21 protein-coding genes are annotated in these 20,963 nt (G+C 70.1%); 12 read left to right on the top strand and 9 right to left on the bottom strand.

The features are described 5' to 3' along the window. Positions 1–74 precede the first annotated feature (74 nt). Together AC3A57_RS05840 and AC3A57_RS05835 are read left to right on the top strand one after the other, a co-directional pair. Entirely contained in the window at positions 75–1,760 is a 1,686-nt protein-coding gene (locus AC3A57_RS05840; protein ID WP_487578027.1) for an AAA family ATPase, read from the top strand. A gap of 3 nt (positions 1,761–1,763) precedes the next feature. Further along, positions 1,764–2,684 (top strand): general secretion pathway protein GspB, encoded by a 921-nt coding sequence (locus AC3A57_RS05835; protein WP_487578026.1) that lies wholly within the window; start codon positions 1,764–1,766, stop codon positions 2,682–2,684. Between the two features lie 235 nt (positions 2,685–2,919). On the opposite strand, the gene AC3A57_RS05830 is transcribed toward AC3A57_RS05835, so the two are convergent. The 8 genes from AC3A57_RS05830 to ykgO form a co-directional block, all read right to left on the bottom strand. Then, the gene (locus tag AC3A57_RS05830; protein WP_487578025.1) at positions 2,920–4,131 is read right to left on the bottom strand and encodes a TraB/GumN family protein; all 1,212 of its coding nucleotides are present in this window, start codon (positions 4,129–4,131) and stop codon (positions 2,920–2,922) included. Positions 4,132–4,401: 270 nt separating this feature from the next. Next, the gene (locus tag AC3A57_RS05825; protein WP_487578024.1) at positions 4,402–5,283 is read right to left on the bottom strand and encodes an alpha/beta hydrolase; all 882 of its coding nucleotides are present in this window, start codon (positions 5,281–5,283) and stop codon (positions 4,402–4,404) included. Positions 5,284–5,349: 66 nt separating this feature from the next. After that, positions 5,350–5,976 carry a TetR/AcrR family transcriptional regulator gene (locus tag AC3A57_RS05820; protein ID WP_487578023.1) on the bottom strand — a complete coding sequence of 209 codons (627 nt, stop codon included), beginning with the start codon at positions 5,974–5,976 and terminating at the stop codon, positions 5,350–5,352. Between the two features lie 226 nt (positions 5,977–6,202). Continuing rightward, a complete protein-coding gene (locus AC3A57_RS05815; RefSeq protein WP_487578022.1) occupies positions 6,203–6,760 on the bottom strand; it encodes an N-acetyltransferase family protein in 558 nt (185 codons plus the stop codon). Next, entirely contained in the window at positions 6,757–7,644 is an 888-nt protein-coding gene (locus AC3A57_RS05810; RefSeq protein ID WP_487578021.1) for a carbon-nitrogen hydrolase, read from the bottom strand. Before AC3A57_RS05810 ends, AC3A57_RS05815 begins: the two co-directional genes overlap by 4 nt. 188 nt (positions 7,645–7,832) lie before the next feature. Further along, entirely contained in the window at positions 7,833–8,870 is a 1,038-nt protein-coding gene (locus AC3A57_RS05805; RefSeq protein WP_487578020.1) for an agmatine deiminase family protein, read from the bottom strand. A gap of 4 nt (positions 8,871–8,874) precedes the next feature. Then, positions 8,875–9,204 (bottom strand): hypothetical protein, encoded by a 330-nt coding sequence (locus AC3A57_RS05800; RefSeq protein ID WP_221672442.1) that lies wholly within the window; start codon positions 9,202–9,204, stop codon positions 8,875–8,877. A gap of 248 nt (positions 9,205–9,452) precedes the next feature. Beyond that, a complete protein-coding gene (ykgO, locus tag AC3A57_RS05795) occupies positions 9,453–9,578 on the bottom strand; it encodes a type B 50S ribosomal protein L36 (protein ID WP_010342887.1) in 126 nt (41 codons plus the stop codon). A gap of 273 nt (positions 9,579–9,851) precedes the next feature. Here ykgO and cmk point away from each other — a divergent pair, with 273 nt between their 5' ends. From cmk to galU, 8 genes are all read left to right on the top strand, one after another. Continuing rightward, positions 9,852–10,541: a (d)CMP kinase gene (gene cmk / locus AC3A57_RS05790; protein WP_221672444.1), complete on the top strand. Its 690-nt coding sequence runs from the start codon at positions 9,852–9,854 to the stop codon at positions 10,539–10,541. Between the two features lie 199 nt (positions 10,542–10,740). After that, the gene (gene rpsA / locus AC3A57_RS05785) at positions 10,741–12,429 is read left to right on the top strand and encodes a 30S ribosomal protein S1 (protein ID WP_221672445.1); all 1,689 of its coding nucleotides are present in this window, start codon (positions 10,741–10,743) and stop codon (positions 12,427–12,429) included. 171 nt (positions 12,430–12,600) lie between these two features. Further along, on the top strand, positions 12,601–12,903 hold the full coding sequence (locus tag AC3A57_RS05780; protein WP_064749921.1) for an integration host factor subunit beta: 303 nt from the start codon (positions 12,601–12,603) through the stop codon (positions 12,901–12,903). A gap of 180 nt (positions 12,904–13,083) precedes the next feature. Next, the gene (locus tag AC3A57_RS05775; RefSeq protein ID WP_487578019.1) at positions 13,084–13,368 is read left to right on the top strand and encodes a lipopolysaccharide assembly protein LapA domain-containing protein; all 285 of its coding nucleotides are present in this window, start codon (positions 13,084–13,086) and stop codon (positions 13,366–13,368) included. A gap of 2 nt (positions 13,369–13,370) precedes the next feature. Beyond that, positions 13,371–14,549: a lipopolysaccharide assembly protein LapB gene (gene lapB / locus AC3A57_RS05770; RefSeq protein ID WP_487578018.1), complete on the top strand. Its 1,179-nt coding sequence runs from the start codon at positions 13,371–13,373 to the stop codon at positions 14,547–14,549. 3 nt (positions 14,550–14,552) lie between these two features. After that, a complete protein-coding gene (locus tag AC3A57_RS05765; RefSeq protein ID WP_487578017.1) occupies positions 14,553–15,530 on the top strand; it encodes an MraY family glycosyltransferase in 978 nt (325 codons plus the stop codon). Positions 15,531–15,617: 87 nt separating this feature from the next. Beyond that, positions 15,618–17,528: a polysaccharide biosynthesis protein gene (locus AC3A57_RS05760; RefSeq protein ID WP_487578016.1), complete on the top strand. Its 1,911-nt coding sequence runs from the start codon at positions 15,618–15,620 to the stop codon at positions 17,526–17,528. After that, on the top strand, positions 17,528–18,442 hold the full coding sequence (gene galU / locus AC3A57_RS05755) for a UTP--glucose-1-phosphate uridylyltransferase GalU (RefSeq protein WP_487578015.1): 915 nt from the start codon (positions 17,528–17,530) through the stop codon (positions 18,440–18,442). The genes AC3A57_RS05760 and galU overlap by 1 nt, the downstream gene beginning before the upstream one ends. Positions 18,443–18,532: 90 nt before the next feature. On the opposite strand, the gene AC3A57_RS05750 is transcribed toward galU, so the two are convergent. Further along, positions 18,533–18,985 carry a hypothetical protein gene (locus tag AC3A57_RS05750; RefSeq protein WP_487578014.1) on the bottom strand — a complete coding sequence of 151 codons (453 nt, stop codon included), beginning with the start codon at positions 18,983–18,985 and terminating at the stop codon, positions 18,533–18,535. Between the two features lie 68 nt (positions 18,986–19,053). On the opposite strand from AC3A57_RS05750, the gene AC3A57_RS05745 reads away from it, so the two are divergent. Then, the gene (locus AC3A57_RS05745; protein ID WP_487578013.1) at positions 19,054–20,349 is read left to right on the top strand and encodes an NAD(P)/FAD-dependent oxidoreductase; all 1,296 of its coding nucleotides are present in this window, start codon (positions 19,054–19,056) and stop codon (positions 20,347–20,349) included. Next, positions 20,346–20,747, top strand: a complete 402-nt coding sequence (locus AC3A57_RS05740; protein ID WP_487578012.1) for a tRNA-binding protein — start codon at positions 20,346–20,348, stop codon at positions 20,745–20,747. Before AC3A57_RS05745 ends, AC3A57_RS05740 begins: the two co-directional genes overlap by 4 nt. The last annotated feature ends 216 nt before the right edge of the window (positions 20,748–20,963 follow it).

The raw sequence follows: 20,963 nt of genomic DNA, 5'->3' as shown, positions 1-20,963 counted from the left end.
CGGCGCGGGCGCCGCGCCGGCGCCCGCGGCGACTTCCCCGGACACGCGTCCGCGCGCGATTCGTGGCAGGCTAGGTGCATCCCGCCGCCGCCGGCACGCGCATGTACCTGGATCATTACGGGCTCAAGGAACCGCCGTTTTCGATCACGCCTGACCCGCGCTTCGTGTTCCTCAGCGAACGCCACCGGGACGCGCTGGCGCACCTGTTGTTCGGCGTCGGCCAGGGCGGCGGCGGCGGCTTCGTCCTGCTGACCGGCGAGGTCGGCACCGGCAAGACCACCCTGTGCCGCCTGCTGCTGGAGCAATTGCCCGACAACGCCCGCGCCGCGCTGGTGTTGAACCCGCGTCTGAGTCCGGTCGAACTGCTGGAGACCATCGGCGAAGAACTGCGCCTGGACCTGGCCGGCCGCCGCGGCAGCGTCAAGGCGCTGGTCGACGCGCTCAACGCCTATCTGCTCGACGCCTACGCGCGCGGGCTGCGCGTGGTGCTGATCGTCGACGAAGCGCAGAACCTGTCGCGCGACGCGCTGGAGCAGGTGCGCCTGCTGACCAACCTGGAGACCGATACCCAGAAGCTGCTGCAGATCGTGCTGATCGGCCAGCCCGAGTTGCGCGACATGCTGGCGCGGCCGGACATGCGCCAGCTGTCGCAGCGCATCACCGCGCGTTTCCACCTGACCCCGCTCGACGCGCTGGAGACCGCGGCGCTGCTGCGCCATCGCTACCGCGTCGCCGGCGGCCAGCGGCTGCCGTTCACCGCCGCGGCGGTCAAACGGATCCACGCCCATTCCGGCGGCGTGCCGCGCCTGATCAACGTGATCTCCGAACGCGCCTTGCTCGGCGGCTACGCACGCGACGACGCGACGATCGGCGAGTCGCTGGTCGACCAGGCCGCGCAGGAGGCCCTGGCGCCGGTCGCGCGCCGTCGCCGTTACGCGCGCATCGCCGCGGTCGCGGCGGTGCTCGCCGGCGCGGTCGCGGCCGCGGCCTGGTGGTGGCGGCCGATCGAGACCGCCGCCACCGCGACCGCGGCGACGCCGCAGGCGCGCGCCGGCGACGGCCGCAGCGCGACCCAGCCCGCCGCGCCGGCTCGCGCGGCAGCTCCGGCCGTAGCGTCGGCGAAACCCCAAGCCAAGGCCGAAACCCGCGTCGAAGCGGCCGCGATACCGCGCCTGGACGCGGCGGCCGCGACGCGCCGGGTGGGCCAGGCCGCCGCCGAGCCGATGGCGGCCTGGCAACGCCTGCTCGGCCTGTGGCAGCTGCCGGCCGATGCGGCTGCGGCCGAAACCGCGTCGGCCTGCGCGCGCAGCGTCGCGCCGGGGGTGTACTGCCTGCGCGGCTACGCGCGCCTGGATGCGCTGGCCGCGCTGGGCCGGCCGGTGCTGCTGCGCTTGAACGCCGACGGCCGCAGCGCCTGGGCGCTGTTGCGCGGCGTCGATGCGGTCGATGCGCGGCTGTGGCTGCACGGTGGCGAGGCCGATCTCGACCGGATCGCCCTGCAGCGCCTGTGGAACGGCGAATACGCCGCCTTGTGGCGCGGTCCGGACGGTTTGAGCGCGCCCTTGCCCAAGCCCCTGCAGGGCGCGCCGCAGCGGTGGTTGGACGCGCGACTCGGGGTCGAAGCGGCGGACGCGGACGATGTGCGCCGGTTCCAGGCCGCGCGCGGCCTGCGCAGCGACGGCGTGATCGGCCCGGAAACCCTGTTCGCGCTGTCGGCCGCAGAGAGCGCCGGGCCGCGCCTGCAACGGGTACTGGAGTAGACGATGTCGTTGATCCTCGAAGCCCTGCGCAAGTCGGAAGCCGAGCGCCGCCGCGGCCAGTCGCCGGATCTGTACGCGCCGCTGCCGCCGATGGCGCCGCCGCCGGCGCGCTCCGGCGCGCCCTGGCTGTGGGGCGCCGGCGCGCTGGCCGTCGCCGCGGCGATCGGGGTGTGGCTGCTGCGTTCCGGTCCCGAATCGGACAGCACCGAATCGACCGCGAAGGCGGGCGATAGCGCGATCTCGCGCGATGCGGCCTCGGACCCGGCGCAGCGCCGCGCGCCGCCCGAGCCGGCCGTCGCGTCGGCACCGACCGAGTCGGCACCGTCCGAGTCGGCACCGACCGAGCCGGCATCGACCGAGCCGGGACGGCCGCTCGCGGTTACGCCGGCCGCCGCGACCGCGGTCGCAGCTGACGGTGGCGACGCTGTCGCTCCGGCGGCGGCAGGTTCGGCCGATCCCGCCACGAAAGCGGCGGAACCGGCGGCGGTCGCCGCGGCTGCGAGCTCCGCCGCAGCGCCCGTTGCCGCAGCCCCGCGTCCGTCGTCCGCCGCGCCGGCTACGGCGCCTGCCGTCGTCGCCGCGCCTACTCAGACGGTGGCTTCGCTGCCGTCACCCAAGCCGGCTCCGGCCGCCGCGCCGGAGCCCTTGCCGATCGCACCGCCGGCGCCCCCTGCGGCCAGGCCGGCGGGCGAGGGCGGGGCGATGCGCCTGGCCGATCTGTCGCCGGAGGCGCGCAAACAACTGCCGCCGCTCAAGCTCAGCATGCACATGTGGAACGAGGAGCCGGCGCGGCGTTTCGTGATCGTCGACGGCCAGCGTCTGAGCGAAGGCGACCGGATCGGCGAAGCGGTGCTGGTGGCGATCCGCCCGGACGGCGCGGTGCTCGACTGGAACGGGCGCCGCCTGCAGTTGTCGTTGCGTTGAGCGGCATCGGCGCGAATCCGCCGTTGTAGGAGCGGCGTTCCACAGGGATTTCCTCCGGTCATGAGCCGCGACAGCCGGAGCGGTGAAGTGCCGTGCCAGGATCCGAAGCTCATGCGCGACCGCGCCGAACCCCGACGGTCCTGGTTTCGGCATTTGCGCTTGCGTACATCGCTCCGCTTGTCGCGGCTCACGCCGCTCCTACAGAGGGGGCGCGATTTTCAGCGGGGCGCGCTGCTCAGCCGACCAGCTTGGCGGCGATGCGGAAACCTGCCAGCCAGACGCCGGCCATCGAGCCCAGGTTGGTGAGCAGGAAATTCAGCACCACGCGCGCGACCCGGTTGCGGTACCAGCCGCCGATCGTCTGCGCGTCGTCGCGCAGGGCGAGGAAGTCGCCGTAGGCCGGCTTGCGCCGATGCACTTCGACCAGCGCGCTCAGCGCGCCGGTCGGCACGCCGGGGCGGAACGGCTTCAGCGGGGCGACGATCGCCGCGGTGATCACGCTCAGCGGATGGCCGCCGGCGATCGCGCAGCCCAGCGCGGCCAGGCCGCCGGTGAACAGCACCCACTGCAGCAGCAGCTCGGTGCCCATCTGCGCGCCGCCTTTCCAATAGCCCCAGGCGATGCCGGCCAGGATCAGGGTGGTGATGGCGATCATCACCCACGGCACCTTGCTCTTGGTCTTGACCTGCTCGAGCGCGGTGCGCTGCGCGACCGGGTCGCCCTGGTCCTCGCGCAGATGCTTGGCCAGGCCTTGCAGATGCCCTGCGCCGACCACCGCCAGCACCTCGCGCGACTCGCCGGCGCTCTCGCGCAGGCGCGCGGCCATGTAGCGGTCGCGCTCGGCGATCACGGTGTCGTACAGCTCCGGGCTTTCCTTGGCGAACTCGCCGAAGCTCGACTCCAGCATGTCGCCCTGCTTGAGCTTTTCGATCTCGTCCTCGCCGACCTCGTCGGCGGCGAACAGGCTGGTGACCAGGCCGACGCCGAGCTTGCCGCGGCCGAAGAAGCCCAGCCGCTGCGAAGCGCGCTTGAAGGTCAGGCCGACCTCGCGGTCGATCAGGTGCACCGGCAGCTCGCGCTGGCGCGCTTCCAGCACCGCGCGCTTGAGTTCGGCGCCGGGCTCGATGCCGAGCTGTTCGGCGAGCCGGCGCTGGTACGCGGCCAGGGCCAGGTTGGCGGCGAACAAGGCGGTCTTGCCGGAGCGGATCACCTGGATCAGGTCCAGCCGCGCCAATGCGTCGGGGTCGGTCAGGGCCTGCAGGCGCTGCGGGTCGAGCTCGACCGCGACCGCATCGTAGCGCCCGGTGCCGACCGCATCGCGTACCGCGTCGACGCTGGCCTGGGACACGTGGGCGGTGCCGAGCAGGGTATAGCGCACCCCGTCGCGTTCGACGATGGCGTGCGGCTGGCCCTGCAGGCCGTCGGATACGAGGTGCGGTTCGTTCATGCGGATCGGGAGGCTCGCGGCGGCTGTGCCGGAGCACAGAAAGTCCCGCAGCATAGAGGTTGCGGCCGGCTGCGGGCAAACCGCATGGGGGCGGGGCTCGGGACTCGGGACTCGGGACTCGTCGGAGCTTTGTCCGTACTTCCTGCCGATGGCGTAGTGCCGAGCCGGAACTTGAATCCCGAACCCCGAATCCCGAACCCCGAACCCCGAACCCCGTGTCCCGAACCCCGTGTCCCGAGTCCCGAGTCCCGAGTCCCGAGTCCCGGCCCCTCAAGCCATCCCGTACGGCAAGTTGTCGCTGGACACCACGGTGTCGCCGACGGTTTCGCCGCGCAGGAAGCGCAGGCTGGCGGCGATCACTCCGCCGTCGTCGGCGATGCGGTTGTGGCCCAGGCCCTGGGTGCTGAGCAGGCGCGCGCCGGGCCAGTAGCGCGCATAGCGCTCGCCTTCCGACCACGGCACTTCGCGGTCGTCCAGGTCGTGCACGATCAGCGCCGGACGGGCGATGTTGGGCGCGTTGCGGTGCGCCTGCTGCGAATCGAAGCTCAGTCCGACCCGGGTTTCGAAGTAGCCGATCAGGCGCCGGCACAGGTCTTCGCCGACCCACAGGAAGCGGGCGAAGCGGCTGACCGCGGCGACCGGGTCGGCGGCCGGCGCGATCAGCACCGCGCGTTCGGCCTGCAGCCCGCGCGCCATCGCCAGCAGGGTCGCCGCGCCGCCCAGCGAATGGCCGATCACCGCCGCGGCGGGGCCGTAGTGATCGCCGACCGCGTACAGATGGCGGGTGAAGTCGGGCAGGGTCGCCAGCCGGCCCGGGCTGCGCCCGTGCGCGGGCTGGTCGAACGCGACCAGGGCGTAACCGGCCTCGCGCAGGGCCGGCAGCCACTTGGCGACGCGGGTGCCGTGGCTGGACCAGCCGTGGGCGAACAGCACATAGGGCTGTCGGCGCGGTTCGCCCCAGACGTAAGCGACGATGGCGTGGCCGTCGACGTGCAGGGTTTCCTCGCGCGCGCCGAAGGTCGGCGCGGCTAACGCGCGCGCGCGCGAGGACGCGAACGGGGTGCAGAACAGATCGGCCGCGCGGCGTACCGCCGCATTCGGCGCGAACCAGGCGCCGAACACGAAGCCGAGGCGCAGCCCGTACAAACGCACGATATTACGAACGGTCGTACTAATTTTGGCGATGAACGGATGCATGACGGACCTCGCGAAACGGAATCAGGCGTTGGGGGAGGCGGAAGCGGCGTTCGCGTACGAGCGGACCAGGCGATCGAACGCCCGCCGCCCGCGTTCGCGCGCCGAGTCGAAACCGAACAGGCCGGCGTCGTGATGCACGATCAGCGCCAGGCCGTAGATTTCGAACGCCAGTTGCTCGGTATCGGTGTCGGCGCCGAGTTCGCCGTTGTCGACCGCCAGTTGCACCGCCTGGGCCAGGGCGGCGCGCCAGCGCTTTTGTTGTTCCACCACCCAGTCGCGCAGCGCGCCGGGGCGATCGTCGTATTCGCTGACCGCGCCGAGCAGCACGCAACCGCCGTCGGTGTGGCGCGACCAGTCGAACCAGGCGTCGACGATCGCGCGCAAGCGCACCAGCCCGCGCGGCTGCTTCAGCTGCGACAGCAGCACATAACCGGTGAACAGCTGCGCGGCCTTGTCCAGCACCGCCAGTTGCAGGTCTTCGCGCGAACCGAAGTGGGCGAACACGCCGCTCTTGGACATGCCGACCGCGGCGGCCAGGGGGCCGATCGACAGGCCTTCCAGGCCGGCCGAGCAGGCGATGCCGTAGGCCTGTTCGAGGATCGCGTCGCGGGTGGCGGCGCCTTTGTTGGTCGCGGTCAGGGTCGACATGGCCATAAAATAGCACGTCCGTTCGTTTTATTTTGACCGCTCGTCGGCGGTTTCGTTCAGCTTAGCCGAACCGTTCCCGCGCGCCTGGGCCAAAGGGCGGAGACGCTGGGGTTCGGGAAAAGCACATTGCGCCGGTCGGTCCGGCGTGTCCGTGGCGGCCGGCGCATATCCGAGCGCGCCGCCGCGGCGTGTGCCGGAAGCGGGCCTGCATCTGAGCGCGTCGTGTCTAGCGCAAGCCGGGCACGTCCGGATCGGGCTCGCCGTCGCGGCCGTCGCCGAGCGGGCGCACCATCTGCACGGTGTCGAGCCAGCGGCCGTGCTTGCGGCCGATCCCGGGGAACACGCCGGCCAGGCGGAAGCCCAGGCGCTCGTGCAGGGCGACCGAGGCGGCGTTGCTGCCGTCGCCGATCACCGCGACCATCTGCCGGAACCCCAGCGCGGTGCAGTCCTCGATCAGGCGCAGCATCAGCGCGCGGCCGACTCCGCGGCCCTGCATCGACGGTTCGACATAGACCGAATTCTCGACCGTCCAGCGATAGCCGATCCGGCTGCGGTAGGCGCTGGCGTAGGCGTAGCCGGCGAACGCGCCGTCGACCTCGCCGACCAGATAGGGATAGCCGGCGTCGGCGATCGCGCGCCAACGCCGGCGCATCTCGGCGCGATCGGGGACGTCGTACTCGTAAGTAGCCACGCCCTCGCGCACTTCGCGCGCGTACAGCGCGGCGATCGCGTCGAGGTCGGATTCGACCGCGACGCGCAGGCGCACCGGGCTGGGCGCGTTCAATCGCGGTAGCGCTTGAGCAGGTCGGCGTAGGCGTCGATGCGGCGGTCGCGCAGGAACGGCCAGATCCGCCGCACGTGTTCGCTGCGGCCCAGGTCGACCTCGGCGATCAGGATTTCCGGTTCCTGGGTCTTGGCTTCGGCCAGGTACTCGCCCTGCGGGCCGAGCACGTGGCTGGAGCCCCAGAACTGGATCCCGGACGCGCCCAGCGGCGAGGGTTCGAAGCCGACCCGGTTGACGCTGAGCACCGGCAGGCCGTTGGCGACCGCGTGGCCGCGGTGGCTGAGGATCCAGGCGTTGCGCTGGCGGTCCTTCTCGTCCTGGGCGTCGTCCGGGTCCCAGCCGATCGCGGTCGGGTACAGCAGCAGCTCGGCGCCGGCCAGGGCCATCAGGCGCGCGCCTTCCGGGTACCACTGGTCCCAGCACACCAGCACGCCGAGGCGGCCGACCGAGGTCTGGATCGGCTCGAAGCCGATGTCGCCCGGGGTGAAGTAGAACTTCTCGTAGAAACCCGGGTCGTCGGGGATGTGCATCTTGCGGTACTTGCCGGCGATCGAGCCGTCGGCCTCAAAGACCACTGCGGTGTTGTGGTACAGCCCAGCCGCGCGGCGCTCGAACAGCGAGCTGACCAGGACGATGCCGTGCTGCTTGGCCAGCGCGCCCAGGCGCTGGGTGCTGGGGCCGGGAATGGTCTCGGCCAGATCGAACTCCTGCACCGATTCGTGCTGGCAGAAGTAGGGCCCGTTATGCAGCTCCTGCAGCAGCACCAGCTTGGCGCCCTGGCGGGCGGCCTCGCCGACGCGCTGCTCGATATTGGCCAGATTGGCCTCGCGCGAGCCGTGGTCGCGGTCCTGGATCAGGGCGACGGGGAGGGTGGTCTTCTTCATCGGGAGCACGGTCCGGCGGTGGGGCGAACGCCTATTGTAGGAGAGCGCCATGACGGGGAGGTCGGTCGCGGCGATGCGCGCAACATCGGGGCGGGGCGGATTCGCCCTGGCGGGCGCGGCGCCTTTGCGCTCCGCGCCCGGTGGCGCAACGCGTGGCCGGCGGCCGCGCGTTGCGCTGCGCGGCGGGGTTAGGCCACCACGCCCTGCGGCAACTGCATGGTCACGCAATGCAGGCTGCCGTTCTGCCAGATCAGCGCGCGGCACGGCACCGGCACGATCTCGCGGTCCGGGAAAGCCTGGGCCAGCACGGCCTGGGCCGCGCCGTCGGCGGCGTCGCCGTAGGCCGGCATCAGCACCGCGCCGTTGACGATCAGGAAGTTGGCGTAGCTGGCGGCCAGGCGCCGGCCTTCGTCCAGGATCGGCTGCGCCCACGGCAAGGCGAACAGCCGGTACGGGCGGCCGTCGCGGGTGCGCAGCGCGGCCAGTTCGGCGGCCATCGCCTGCAACTCCTGGTAATGCGAGTCGGCGGGGTCGTCGCAGCCCTGGTAGACGATGGCGTCCTCGGCGGCGAAGCGGGCCAGGGTGTCGATGTGGGCGTCGGTGTCGTCGCCCTCCAGATAGCCGTGGTCCAGCCACAGCACCCGGTCCTGGCGCAGCCAGCCGGCGAGCTTGGCGCCGAGTTCTTGGCGTCCGAGCTGCGGGTGGCGTTCGTGCAGGCAGCGCCAGGTGGTCAGCAGGGTGCCGGCGCCGTCGGTCTCGATGCCGCCGCCCTCCAGGGCGAAGTCGATGCTCTCGCGCTCGCTGCCGGGCGCGAACACGCCCTGCTCATGCAGGCGTTCGACCAGCAGGTCGTCCTGGCTGGCGTCGAACTTGCCGCCCCAGCCGGTGAAGCGGAAATCGAGCAGGCGGAAGCCGTCGCCCTGGCGCAGGGTGATCGGGCCGGAGTCGCGCAGCCAGGTGTCGTCGTAGGGCGCGTCGATGAAATGCACCCGGCTCATGTCGATCCGCGCCGAGGACAGGCGCGCACGGGCATAGGCCTGGACGTCGTCGTCGGCGACGCAGACCAGGGCGGGTTGGAAACGGGTGATGGCCGCGACCAGGGCGATGTAGGTCTCTTCGACCTCGCCCAGGCGGTCGGCCCAGTCGGTGTCGGCGTTCGGCCACGCGATCAGGACCGCGGACTGGGGTTCCCACTCCGCGGGGAAGCGCAATGCGTTGTTGGTCATAACCTCAAAGGATAGGCGGTTTCGGTCCGATTTCCTCGGCGTCCGCCTTGTTCGCGACCACGTCGATCACCCGGCTCTTCTCGAAGTACACGGTGAAGGCCGGATAGACCCAGCGGTTGATCTGCGGCCAGGCCCGCTTCTGGCCGCCGCGGGCGTCCAGGCGCTGGGTCGGCTCGCCATAGCGGGCCTTGACCTGATCCATGCTCTGGCCGCGCGCCGGCAGCAGGGCCTTGCCCTCCTGCTGCACGCGCTCGATCAACAAAGTCTCGGCCGAAGCCGCGCCCGACAGGGCCAGCAGGGCGAGCAGCGGTGCAACGGCAATGCGCAGTTTCATTACATTTCACCTCGTCAAAGGACGCGGGATTCTAGGCACAAGGTGACGCGCAGCGGCAGCGTGCGGCCGTCACGCTTTGATGAACCGGGGCGGGACAGGGCGACGCGGCGCGGGGCGAACGGACGCGAGGGGCATAACGCAGAAAGCCGCCTCGCGGCGGCTTTCGACTTGAACCCGGGCGCCAGCGGGGCTGGCGTCGGCGAGATCTCGGCGCTGATGCGCCTCGACCAAGCCGGTTCGTTTCAGGCTTAGCGCTGACGCGCCTTGAAACGCGGGTTCGACTTGCAAATCACGAAGACCTTGCCGCGGCGGCGGACGACCTTGCAGTCGCGGTGACGGGCCTTCGCCGACTTCAGAGAGGACAGGACCTTCATGACAGACCTCGGCAAAAAGTGGGTGAAATGGAGCGGGTGGAAAATTAAGCCCGCGATTCTAGCGGATAAAAACTCGCCCGATCAAGTGCTTGCATGAAGAAATCTGCGCCGGGCGCCGGCTCGGGCGCGCCGGACGGGCCGTGCCGTGCCGGGGAGGGGCGCCGTGGGGCAGGGGCGGCGCCCTGTCGGCATGCCGGGCCGGGTCGGAGGGGCGGCGCGCCGATCCGGCCCCGATCGGCGGAGAAACCGCGGCGCCGGCCGCATAATACGGTCATGAACAGCGCATCTTCCGATTCCTCCTTCATCCCCGTCCTCACCATCGACGGCCCCTCCGGCTCCGGCAAGGGCACGATCAGCCGCCTGGTGGCCCAGCGCCTGGGCTGGCATTACCTGGATTCCGGCGCCCTGTACCGGGCGGTCGGCGTGGCCGCCGGCTGGGCCGACCTGGACCTGGCCGACCCCGCCGCCCTGGTCCGCTGCGCCTTCGACACCCAGATCGGCTTCCGCGAACAGGCCGGCGAGTTGCGGGTCCTGGTCAACGGGGTCGACGCCACCGACGAACTGCGCACCGAGACCGCCGGCGCGGCCGCCTCGGCCATCGCCGCCATCCCCGAGGTCCGGGCCGCGCTCAAGGACCGCCAGCGGGCCTTCCGCCGGGCCCCGGGCCTGGTCGCCGACGGCCGCGACATGGGCACGGTCATCTTCCCGGACGCCCCGTTCAAGGTGTTTCTGACCGCCAGCGCCGAGGAAAGGGCGGAGAGGCGCTATAAGCAGTTGAAAGACAAAGGGGTTTCGGTTACGTTAGACGGTCTGCTACGGGAGATTCTCGCCCGCGACGCGCGCGACGCCCAGCGCGCGGTGGCGCCGCTGCGACCGGCCGAGGAGGCCGTCCGCATCGACACCACCGGCTTGGGCATCGACGCGGTGGTCGACCAGGTGCTGGCCTTGTTGCCGGCGCGCTGAGCGATATCGCGCGAGCGTCTTTCTCCCGCAGCGGATGCAGCAACAGCCCCGCCGCAATTCCGCGGCGGATCAACCACAACACATGGTGCGGCTCCATCGCGCCACATAACGGGTGGGTCGACCACGCGCTGCTTGCGTCGCCATGACGGCGACGATGCCAGCCGGTGCGGCCCGTGTGTTCAACCGAGTATTCAATCCAATGACCGAATCATTTGCCGAACTGTTCGAACAGAGCCAGCAGTACCTGGCCAAGCTGAAGCCGGGCGCCATCGTCACCGGCGTCGTCGTGGAAGTCCGCGGCGACGTGGTGGTGATCAACGCCGGCCTGAAGTCCGAAGGCATCGTGCCGATCGAACAGTTCCGTAACGACGCCGGCGAGATCGACGTCGCCGAAGGCGACGAAGTCAAGGTCGCCCTCGACTCGATCGAAAATGGCTTTGGCGAAACCGTCCTTTCGCGCGAGAAGGCCAAGCGCGCGATGGTGTGGGACGAGCTGGAAGCCGCGCTGGAAAAGAACGAAACCATCACCGGCCGCATCAGCGGCAAGGTCAAGGGTGGCTTCACCGTCGACATCAAGGATGTCCGCGGCTTCCTGCCGGGGTCGCTGGTGGACGTGCGCCCGGTGCGCGACTCCGCCTACCTGGAAGGCAAGGAACTCGAGTTCAAGCTGATCAAGCTGGACCGCAAGCGCAATAACATCGTCGTCTCCCGCCGCGCGGTGGTCGAGAGCGAGTACAGCGTCGAGCGCGAACAGCTGATGGAGAAGCTGCAGGAAGGCGCGATCCTCAAGGGCGTGGTCAAGAACCTCACCGACTACGGCGCGTTCGTCGACCTCGGCGGCATCGACGGCCTGCTGCACATCACCGACATGGCGTGGAAGCGCGTGCGTCACCCGTCCGAAGTGGTCGAAGTCGGTCAGGAACTCGACGTCCGCGTGCTCAAGTACGACCGCGAGCGCAACCGCGTTTCGCTCGGCCTCAAGCAGCTGGGCGAGGATCCGTGGGACAACATCGCCCGCCGCTACCCGGCCAACACCCGCGTGTTCGGCAAGGTCAGCAACGTCACCGACTACGGCGCGTTCGTCGAGATCGAGCCGGGCGTCGAAGGCCTGGTGCACGTGTCCGAGATGGATTGGACCAACAAGAACGTCAACCCGTCCAAGATCGTCCAGGTCGGCGACGAGGTTCAGGTCATGGTCCTGGACGTCGACGAAGAGCGTCGCCGCATCTCGCTGGGCATGAAGCAGGTCACCAGCAACCCGTGGGAGACCTTCGCGGCCATCCACAAGAAGGGCGACAAGGTCGAAGGCCAGATCAAGTCGATCACCGACTTCGGCATCTTCATCGGCCTGGACGGCGGCATCGACGGCCTGGTCCACCTGTCCGACATCAGCTGGAACACCACCGGCGAAGACGTGGTCCGCAACTTCAAGAAGGGCGACACCCTGGAAGCCGTGGTCCTGGCGGTCGATCCGGAGCGCGAGCGCATCAGCCTGGGCGTCAAGCAGCTGGAGCAGGACCCGATGGGTCAGTACGTCGCTTCCAACGCCAAGGGCTCGATCGTCAAGGGCGTGGTGAAGGAAGTCGACGCCAAGGGCGCCACCATCGAGCTGGCCGACGGCATCGAAGGCTACGTCGCCGCGCGCGACATCGCCAAGGAGCGCGTCGAAGACGCTTCGCAGTACCTGAAGGTCGGCCAGGAAGTCGAGGCCAAGATCATCGGTACCGATCGCAAGGGCCGCAGCATGCAGCTGTCGATCAAGGCGAAGGACGAAGCCGAGCAGCAGGAGGCTCTGGCCGACTACAACCGTCAGGCCGGCGACGCCGCCAGCGGCACCACCAGCCTCGGCGCGCTGCTGCGCGAGCGTCTGGGCGGCAAGTCCGAGTAAACGCTGTTCCGTTTCAGGCACTACGGCCCGGTTCGTCCGGGCCGGCAACACCGATGCTCCACCGAGGCGGCCCGGCAGGGCCGGGCCGCCTTCGGTCTGCGGCAGGGGATCGCGAGCGATCGCGACGCCGCAGCACTTCCGAATCTTTCGCGGCCAGGCCACGTTTCGCCTATGACCAAGTCCGAGCTCATCGAGATCCTTTCGCAGCGTCAGGCCCACCTCAAGGGCGACGATGTGGATCTGGCGGTGAAGGCTTTGCTGGAAATGATGGGCGGCGCGCTCTCCGCCGGCGACCGCATCGAGATCCGCGGTTTCGGCAGCTTCTCTCTGCATTACCGTCCGCCGCGCCTGGGCCGCAATCCCAAGACCGGCGAATCGGTCGCGCTGCCCGGCAAGCACGTGCCGCACTTCAAGCCCGGCAAGGAACTGCGCGAACGCGTCAGCGGGGCGACCCCGCTCGACGAAGACGCCTGATCCGGCCAAACCGGGCCGCCCGCGCCGCGTCCGCTGCGCCGCGCCGGCCTTTGCGGCAACCTCCCGATTCGTCCGTCCGGCGCCTCGCCGGCCCGTCCGCGCATCTACGCGGCCTGCATTCGCGTCCGTTAAGCTAGGCGCGACACGCACCCGCCGGTGCACGACTTCCGGAACTCTCCCATGCGCGTGATCCGCCTTCTCGTCGCCCTGGCCTGCCTCGCGGCAGGGGCGATCCTCGGCGCACTCAACCGCCAGATCGTCAGCATCGACCTCGGCATCGGTTTCGTGCCGCCGACCTCGCTGGGCATCGCCCTGATCGTGGCCCTGCTGATCGGCGCCCTGATCGGCGGCCTGGCGATCAGCGCCAGCGTGGTGCTGCCGCTGCGCCGTCGCCTGGCCCGCGCCGAGCGCGCCGCTTCCGCAGCGCCGGCCGCCGAGCCGAACCTCACCGGTCCCGAGGTCTGAGCATGGAGTTCATCAGCCAGTGGTTCTGGTTCTTCCTGTTGCTGCCGATCGCCGCCATCGGCGGCTGGGTGGTCGGCCGACGCGGCGGCGAGCGCCATAGCGACACCCAGGTCAGCCGCCTGTCGACCACGTATTTCCGCGGCCTCAACTACTTGCTCAACGAGCAGCCGGACAAGGCGATCGAGCTGTTCCTGCACATCGCCGAACTGGACAAGGACACCTTCGAGACCCAGGTCGCGCTGGGCCACCTGTTCCGCCGCCGCGGCGAAGTCGACCGCGCGATCCGCCTGCACCAGGCCCTGGTCCAGCGCCCCGGCCTGAGCGATCAGCAGAAGGTCCAGGCCCTGCTCGCGCTGGGCGAGGACTACATGCGCTCCGGCCTGCTCGACCGCGCCGAGACGGTGTTCAGCGACCTGGTCGCGCTGGACATGCGCGCGCCGCTGGCGCTGCGCCACCTGATCGGCATCTACCAGGCCGAGCGCGACTGGGGCAAGGCGATCGAGAACGCGCAGCGCTTCGAAGCGGCGACCGGCGAACCGATGGGCAAGCTGATCGCCCAGTTCGAATGCGAACTGGCCGACCGCCACCGCGCCGCCGGCGAGATCGACGCCGCGCGCGAAGCGGTCAAGCGCGCTTACGAGGCCGACGCCAACTCGGTCCGCGCTGGCATGCTCGAAGGCCGGATCGAAGTCGAGGCCGGCAACGACGGCGCGGCGATCCGCGCCTTCGAGCGCGTCGCCCGCGCCGACCCGGACTACCTGCCGGAAGTGCTGCCGGCGCTGTTGAGCTGCTACGAGCGCGACGGCGACGCGACCGGCGCGCGCGCCTTCCTGGCCGAGATGTGCGAGCACTACCGCGGCATCGCTCCGGTGCTGGCGCTGACCCGCATGGTCGAGGCCGAAGACGGCGTGCCGGCCGCACGCGCCTACCTGGCGCGCCAGCTCAAGGACCGGCCGTCGGTGCGCGGCGAGGCCGCCCTGATCGACCTGACCCTGGCCGAGAACGCCGATCCGCTGGCGACCCTGCACGACCTCAAGCACATCACCGACCAACTGCTGGTACGCAATCCGAGCTACCGCTGCAACCGCTGCGGCTTCGGCGCGCGCAGCCACCACTGGCAATGCCCGAGCTGCAAGGAGTGGGGCACGGTCAAGCCGCTGCTCAACTACGCGGTGGTCTGAGCGATGTGGGCTTGGATCGCGATCTATGCGGCGCTCGGCGCCGCGGGCACTTGGCTGGCGCGCGCCTATGCGCTGCACCGGCGCATGATCGACGAACCTGGCGAGCGCCGCAGCCATAGCGTGGCGACGCCGCGCGGCGGCGGCATCGCCATCGTCGCCGCCTTGCTGATCGCGACGGTCGCGGTCGGGGTGCGCTTTCCGACGCATGCGCCGTTGGCGGCGGCGTTCGGGCTCGGTCTGATCCTGATCGCCGGCATCGGCTGGGTCGACGACCACCGGCCGCTGTCGCCTTGGCTGCGCCTGGGCGTGCATGCCCTGGCCTCGGCCCTGCTGGGCGCCGCGGTGGGGGCGCTGCAGGGCGATCCCTGGCTCGGCCTGGCTGCGTTCGCCCTGGCGATCGGCCTGACCAACGTGTGGAACTTCATGGACGGGATCAACGGCCTGGCTGCCTCGCAAGCGGCCCTGGTCGCCGTGGCCCTGGCCTGGCTGGGCGGTCCGGTGTGGAGTTGGCTGGCGCTGGCCCTGGCGGCGGCCTGCCTGGGTTTTCTGCCGTTCAATTTCCCGCGCGCGCGGATCTTCATGGGCGACGTCGGCAGCGGCGCGATCGGCTACGCCCTGGCCGGTCTGGCCGCGCTGGCGGCGAGCGGGCTCGGCTCGCGTTCAGCCCTGCTGCTGTGGCCGCTTGCCGCATTCATGGTCGACGCCGGCCTGACCCTGCTGAGCCGAGTCCGTCGCGGCGAACGTTGGTGGACGCCGCACACCCAGCACGCTTACCAAGTCTGGGCGCGTCGGGTAGGGCACACTCGGGTCACCCTCGCTTATGCGGCTTTCACGCTGCTGGCCGTAGTGTCGCTGCGCTATGTGACCGAAGTCCGGACTGGTTTCATCTTGGGTATGGGAGCGGCGTGGTATATGTCCGGCGCTTTTTTTTGGTGGCTTATCCGCAGGGCCGAAACACCGGACCGCGCCCAGGCGGCCTGACGCCCCGACCGACTATCGGCGGGGCGTCGTCGTTGCGATCCGCGGCACCCCGGATGTTCGATTCGACCGACTTAGCAGAGGCAAGGAATGAACTCATTGCGTGATCGTTTGAAAGGCGCGTTGCCCCGGTTGGCGGTGGTCGCGCACGATCTCGCGATGGTGTGGCTGGTCTGGCAGGCCCTGCACAAGCTGCGTTTCGGCGTGGTCCCCACGCCGCCGGCGTTGCCGCTGTGGTCGACCGAGATCGCCCTGGTGCTGGCCGCGCAGGGCCTGGTGTTCTGGCAGGTCGGCCTGTATCGCGGGCTGTGGCGTTTCGCCGGCGTGCCCGATCTTTGGAACATCTTCAAGGCCTGCATGCTCGGCCTGTTCGCGATCGTGCTGGGGCTGTTCCTGTACAACCGCCTCGACCTGGTGCCGCGCACCGTGCTGGTGCTGTACCCGCTGGTGCTGATGGGCATGCTCGGCGCCCCGCGCCTGCTGTACCGGGCCTGGAAGGACAGCCGCATCGACAGCGCCAACGCGGTCTCGGTGCGGATCCTGATCCTCGGCGCCGGCCGCGCCGGCGAGGCGCTGGTGCGCGACCTGCGCCGTTTCGGCACCTACCATCCGGTCGGCTTCCTCGACGACGCCGCGCGCCTGCGCGGCAGCAAGGTCCAGGGCGTGCCGGTGCTGGGCCAGGTCGACGACGTCGCCGAGATCGCGCGCGAAACCGCGGCCAAGCTGCTGGTGATCGCGATGCCCTCGGCCGACGCCACGGCGATGCAGCGGGTGGTGATGGCCTGCGAACGCACCGGCGTGCCGTTCCGGATGGTGCCGCGCCTGCAGGACGTGCTGGAAGGCCGCTCGCTGCCTGGCGAACTGAAGGAAGTGGCGATCGAGGACCTGCTCGGGCGCAAGCCGGTGATGCCGGACTGGAAAGCGATCCGCAGCTGGCTCGGCGCGCGTTCGGTGCTGGTCACCGGCGCCGGCGGTTCGATCGGCTCGGAGCTGTGTCGGCAGAGCGCCCGCCACGGCGCCAGCCGGATCGCCCTGATCGAGATCGACGAACTGGCCCTGGTCACCACCGAGACCGCGCTGCGTCGCGACTTCCCCGATGTCGAGTTCATCCCGATCCTCGGCGACTGCGGCGACAAGGCGGTGATCGAGTACGCGCTGAAGCTGGCCGAACCCGAAGCCGTGTTCCACGCCGCCGCCTACAAGCAGGTGCCGCTGCTGGAAGCGCAACTGCGCGAAGCGGTGCGCAACAACGTGCTGGCCACCGAAACCGTGGCCCGCGCCTGCCGCGCCGCCGGGGTCGGCACCTTCGTCCTGATCTCCACCGACAAGGCGGTCGACCCGGTCAACGTGCTCGGCGCGACCAAGCGCCTGGCCGAGATGACCTGCCAGGCCCTGGCCGACCAGCGCGCGACCCGGTTCGTCACCGTGCGCTTCGGCAACGTGCTCGACTCGGCCGGCAGCGTGGTGCCGCTGTTCCGCGAACAGATCCGCAGCGGCGGCCCGGTCACCGTGACCGATCCGGAAGTGACCCGCTTCTTCATGACCATCCCCGAAGCCTGCCAGCTGATCCTGCAGGCCTCGGCGATCGGCACCCACGAAGCGATCTACACCCTCGACATGGGCGAGCCGGTGCCGATCCGCCTGCTGGCCGAGCAGATGATCCGCCTGGCCGGCAAGACCCCGGGGCGCGACGTCGCCATCGTCTACACTGGCCTGCGCCCGGGCGAGAAGCTGCACGAGACCTTGTTCCACGCCGACGAGCGCTACCGCCCGACGGTGCATCCCAAGATCCTGCAGGCCGAGCCGCGCGACGTGTCGATGACGGCGCTGGAAGGCTCGCTGCAGCAGCTGCGCGAGGCCTCGGTGCGGTACGACCGCGACGCGCTCAATTCCTTGCTGCGCATCGCAGTCCCGGAATTCCAGCCGGTCGGCGAACATCCGGATTACAAAGAGTCGGCTACGGTGGTCGCATTTCCCGCCCGTAACGCCAGGAAGATTTGATGGCTACAGCTCCCGTCAAGGCCCGTATCCGCAAGGCCGTGTTTCCGGTGGCCGGTCTGGGCACCCGGTTCCTTCCCGCCACCAAGACGGTGCCCAAGGAAATGCTGCCGATCGTCGATCGGCCGTTGATCCAGTACGCGGTCGACGAGGCGATCGAAGCCGGCTGCGACACCCTGGTCTTCGTCACCAACCGCTACAAGCACGCGGTCGCCGATTACTTCGACAAGGCCTACGAGCTCGAACACAAGCTGGAGCGCTCGGGCAAGACCGAGCAGTTGGAGCTGATCCGCCATGTGCTGCCGGAAGGCGTGCGCGCGGTGTTCGTGACCCAGGCCGAAGCGCTGGGCCTGGGCCATGCGGTGCTGTGCGCCAAGGAAGTGATCGGCAACGAACCGTTCGCGGTGGTGTTGCCGGACGACCTGATCTGGAACCGCGGCCCCGGCGCGCTCAAGCAGATGGCCGATGCGGCCCAGGCCAGCGGCGCCAGCGTGATCGCGGTGCAGGACGTGCCGCGCGAGCAGACCGGCAGCTACGGCATCGTCGCCACCGACGGCTTCCAGGCCCGCCAGGGCCGGATCCGCGCGATCGTCGAGAAGCCCAAGCCCGAGGCCGCGCCGAGCAATCTGGCCGTGGTCGGCCGCTACGTGCTCAACCCGCGCATCTTCGAACTGCTGGAAAGCACCACTCCGGGCGCCGGCGGCGAGATCCAGCTGACCGACGCGATCGCGACCCTGCTCGAGCAGGAAACGGTCAACGCCTATCGCTTCCAGGGCACCCGCTTCGACTGCGGCACCCACCTGGGCCTGATCGAGGCGACCATCCGCTACGCGCTCGACCACGAGACCCTCAGCGATTCGGCGCGCCAGCTGATGCAGAACGCGCTCAGCGAACTCGGCGTCGAGGATCTGGCTTGAAGCCAGGAGTCGGGTAGAGAGCCAGAAGGTAACAAGTAGGAGTCAGGACTTAGCGAAGTCAAAGACACAAGCTTTGCCGCTATCTCCTTCCTAGCCGCTGCCCGCCCAGGCCAGGGCCAGCAGCGAGGCCGTGGCGCAGGCGCCGGCCGCGACCTGCGCGGCGCGGCCCATCGACAGACTGCGCCGCGCCCAGGCCGCGGCGATCTCGCCGCGCAGCACGCGCACGTCGCGGTAGGTCTTCCATTCGTGCGGCGGGAACCGGCCTTGCGCGCTCGCGGCACGGCCGAGCCGGCAGAGGCTTCGGCCCCACAGGACCAGCGGCGGCACCGGCGCGGCCAGCATCGCCGCGATCGCCAGGCCGAGCCCATGCCGCGCCTGCGCGGCCGGACCGGCCAGGGCCTGGGCCTGCACGGCCAGCAGCCAGTCGCGCCATTGCCACAGGCCCAGGCCGCACATCACCGCCAGCGCGCCCAGCAAGGCCAGGCTGCGTCTGCGGTAGGCTAGGTCGGCACGGTGGATGTCGTGGATGTCGGTGTTTTGCATGTCCTGCGGCACTCTTCGCCGTCGATCGCCGTCCTCAACGCCGCCATCAGAACAGCCGCTCTCGTCCCATGTCCATGCCCGCCGACAGTTTTTATCGCGCCAGCCTGCCGCAGGCGCCGTCGTGGCCGCCGCTGCAGCAGCGCCGCAGCGCCCGGGTCTGCGTGATCGGCGGCGGTTTCGCCGGGCTCAACACCGCGCTGGGGCTGGCCGAACGCGACTGGCCGGAGGTGGTGTTGCTGGAAGCGCAGACGGTCGGCCACGGCGCCTCGGGGCGCAACGGCGGCTTCGTGTTCGGCGGTTTCTCGCGCGGCGAGGACGCGCTGCTGCGCGAGCTCGGCGCGCAGCGCGCCCGCGCCCTGTATGCGGGCACCACCGCGGCGGTGGAACTGATCCGCCGGCGCATCCACGAGCACCGCATCGACTGCGATGCGGTCGAAGCCGGCATCCTGTGGGCCAACTGGTTCCGCGATCCGCAGGTGCTGCGCGCGCGCCAGCGCCTGCTGGCCGAACACTACGGGGTCGAGTGGGAGTGGTGGCCGCGCGAGCGCTTGCGCGAGCAGGTGCGCAGCGAGCGTTACCACGACGCCCTGTACGAACCGCGGGCCTTGCACTTCCATCCGCTGAAATACGCCCAGGGCCTGGCCGCGTTGGCGGGCCGGCTCGGCGTGGCGGTGCACGAAGCCAGCCCGGCGATCGAGCTGCGACGCAACGGCGCCGGCTGGCGGGTGCGCACCGCCCAGGGCGAGGTCGAGGCCGAGCAGGTGGTGCTGGCCTGCGGCGGCTACCTGGCCGGCCTGCGCCGCGACGTCGACGCGGCGGTGATGCCGATCGCGACCTACGTCATGGTCACCGCGCCGCTCGGCGCGCACCTGGAACGGGCGCTGCGCACGCGCGCGGCGGTCTACGACACCCGTTTCGCCTTCGACTACTATCGGCCGCTGCCGGACACGCGCTTGCTGTGGGGTGGCCGGATCTCGGTACTGGACCGCTCGCCGGAGCAGGTCCAGCGGTTGTTGTACCGCGACCTGCTCAAGGTGTTTCCGCAGTTGGCCGGAGTCGGCATCGACTACGCCTGGTCCGGGCTGATGAGCTACGCCCGCCACCAGATGCCGCAGATCGGCCGGATCGACGAAGGGCTGTGGCTGGCCCAGGCTTTCGGCGGCCACGGCGTGGCGCCGACCACCTTCGCCGGCGAGCGCCTGGCCGCGGCGATCGCAGTGGGCGACGACCGCTGGCGCGAGTTGAGCGACTACGGCCTGGTCTCGGCGTGGAAGCCGGCCGGGTTGGCGGCGGCGCAAATCAGTTATACCTGGGCCCAGTTCAAGGACTGGTGGAAAGACCGCAGCGAAGGACATAGCGCATGAGCCAGACCGGCGACGACAACACTCGCGACGGCAGCGCCCGCAACGACAGCACCCACCACGCCGCACACGGCCTGATCGGGTGGAGCGATTTCGAGAAAGTGATGATCTGCGCCGGCACGGTGACCCAGGTCGAGGAGTTTCCGCAAGCGCGCAAGCCGGCGTGGAAACTGTGGGTCGACTTCGGCCCGCACGGCATCCGCAAGACCAGCGCGCAGATCCGCGATCTGTATGCGGCGCAGGACCTGGTCGGCCGGCAGATCGTCGGGGTGATCAATTTTCCGCCCAAGCAGATCGGCCCGTTCGTGTCCGAATTCCTGCTGACCGGATTTCCGACCGAGGACGGCGTGGTCGTCACCGCGATCGAGCGGCCGGTGCCGAACGGTACCCGGTTGGCGTGACCTCGAGGGTCGCGATCGGCGAGGTTCGCGGGTGTGCGGCGGGGCAGGGAAGAGTGACGGCAACCGCGGCGGGGACAGCAACGGCAACAGCAACGGCAACAGCAACGGCAAATCCCCCCTAGCCCCCCTTTTTCAAAGGGGGGAATGGGAGCGGGAGGCGCTGTCAGCTGCTCTCTTTTCGAAATGGGGAGGGGAGTAGGGCGCCGTGCAGTTGCC

The organism is Lysobacter sp. Soil_C_15, assembly GCF_057657315.1.
The sequence above is the reverse complement of the archived record's forward strand: the minus strand, read 5'-3'. Positions and strand labels throughout refer to the sequence as shown.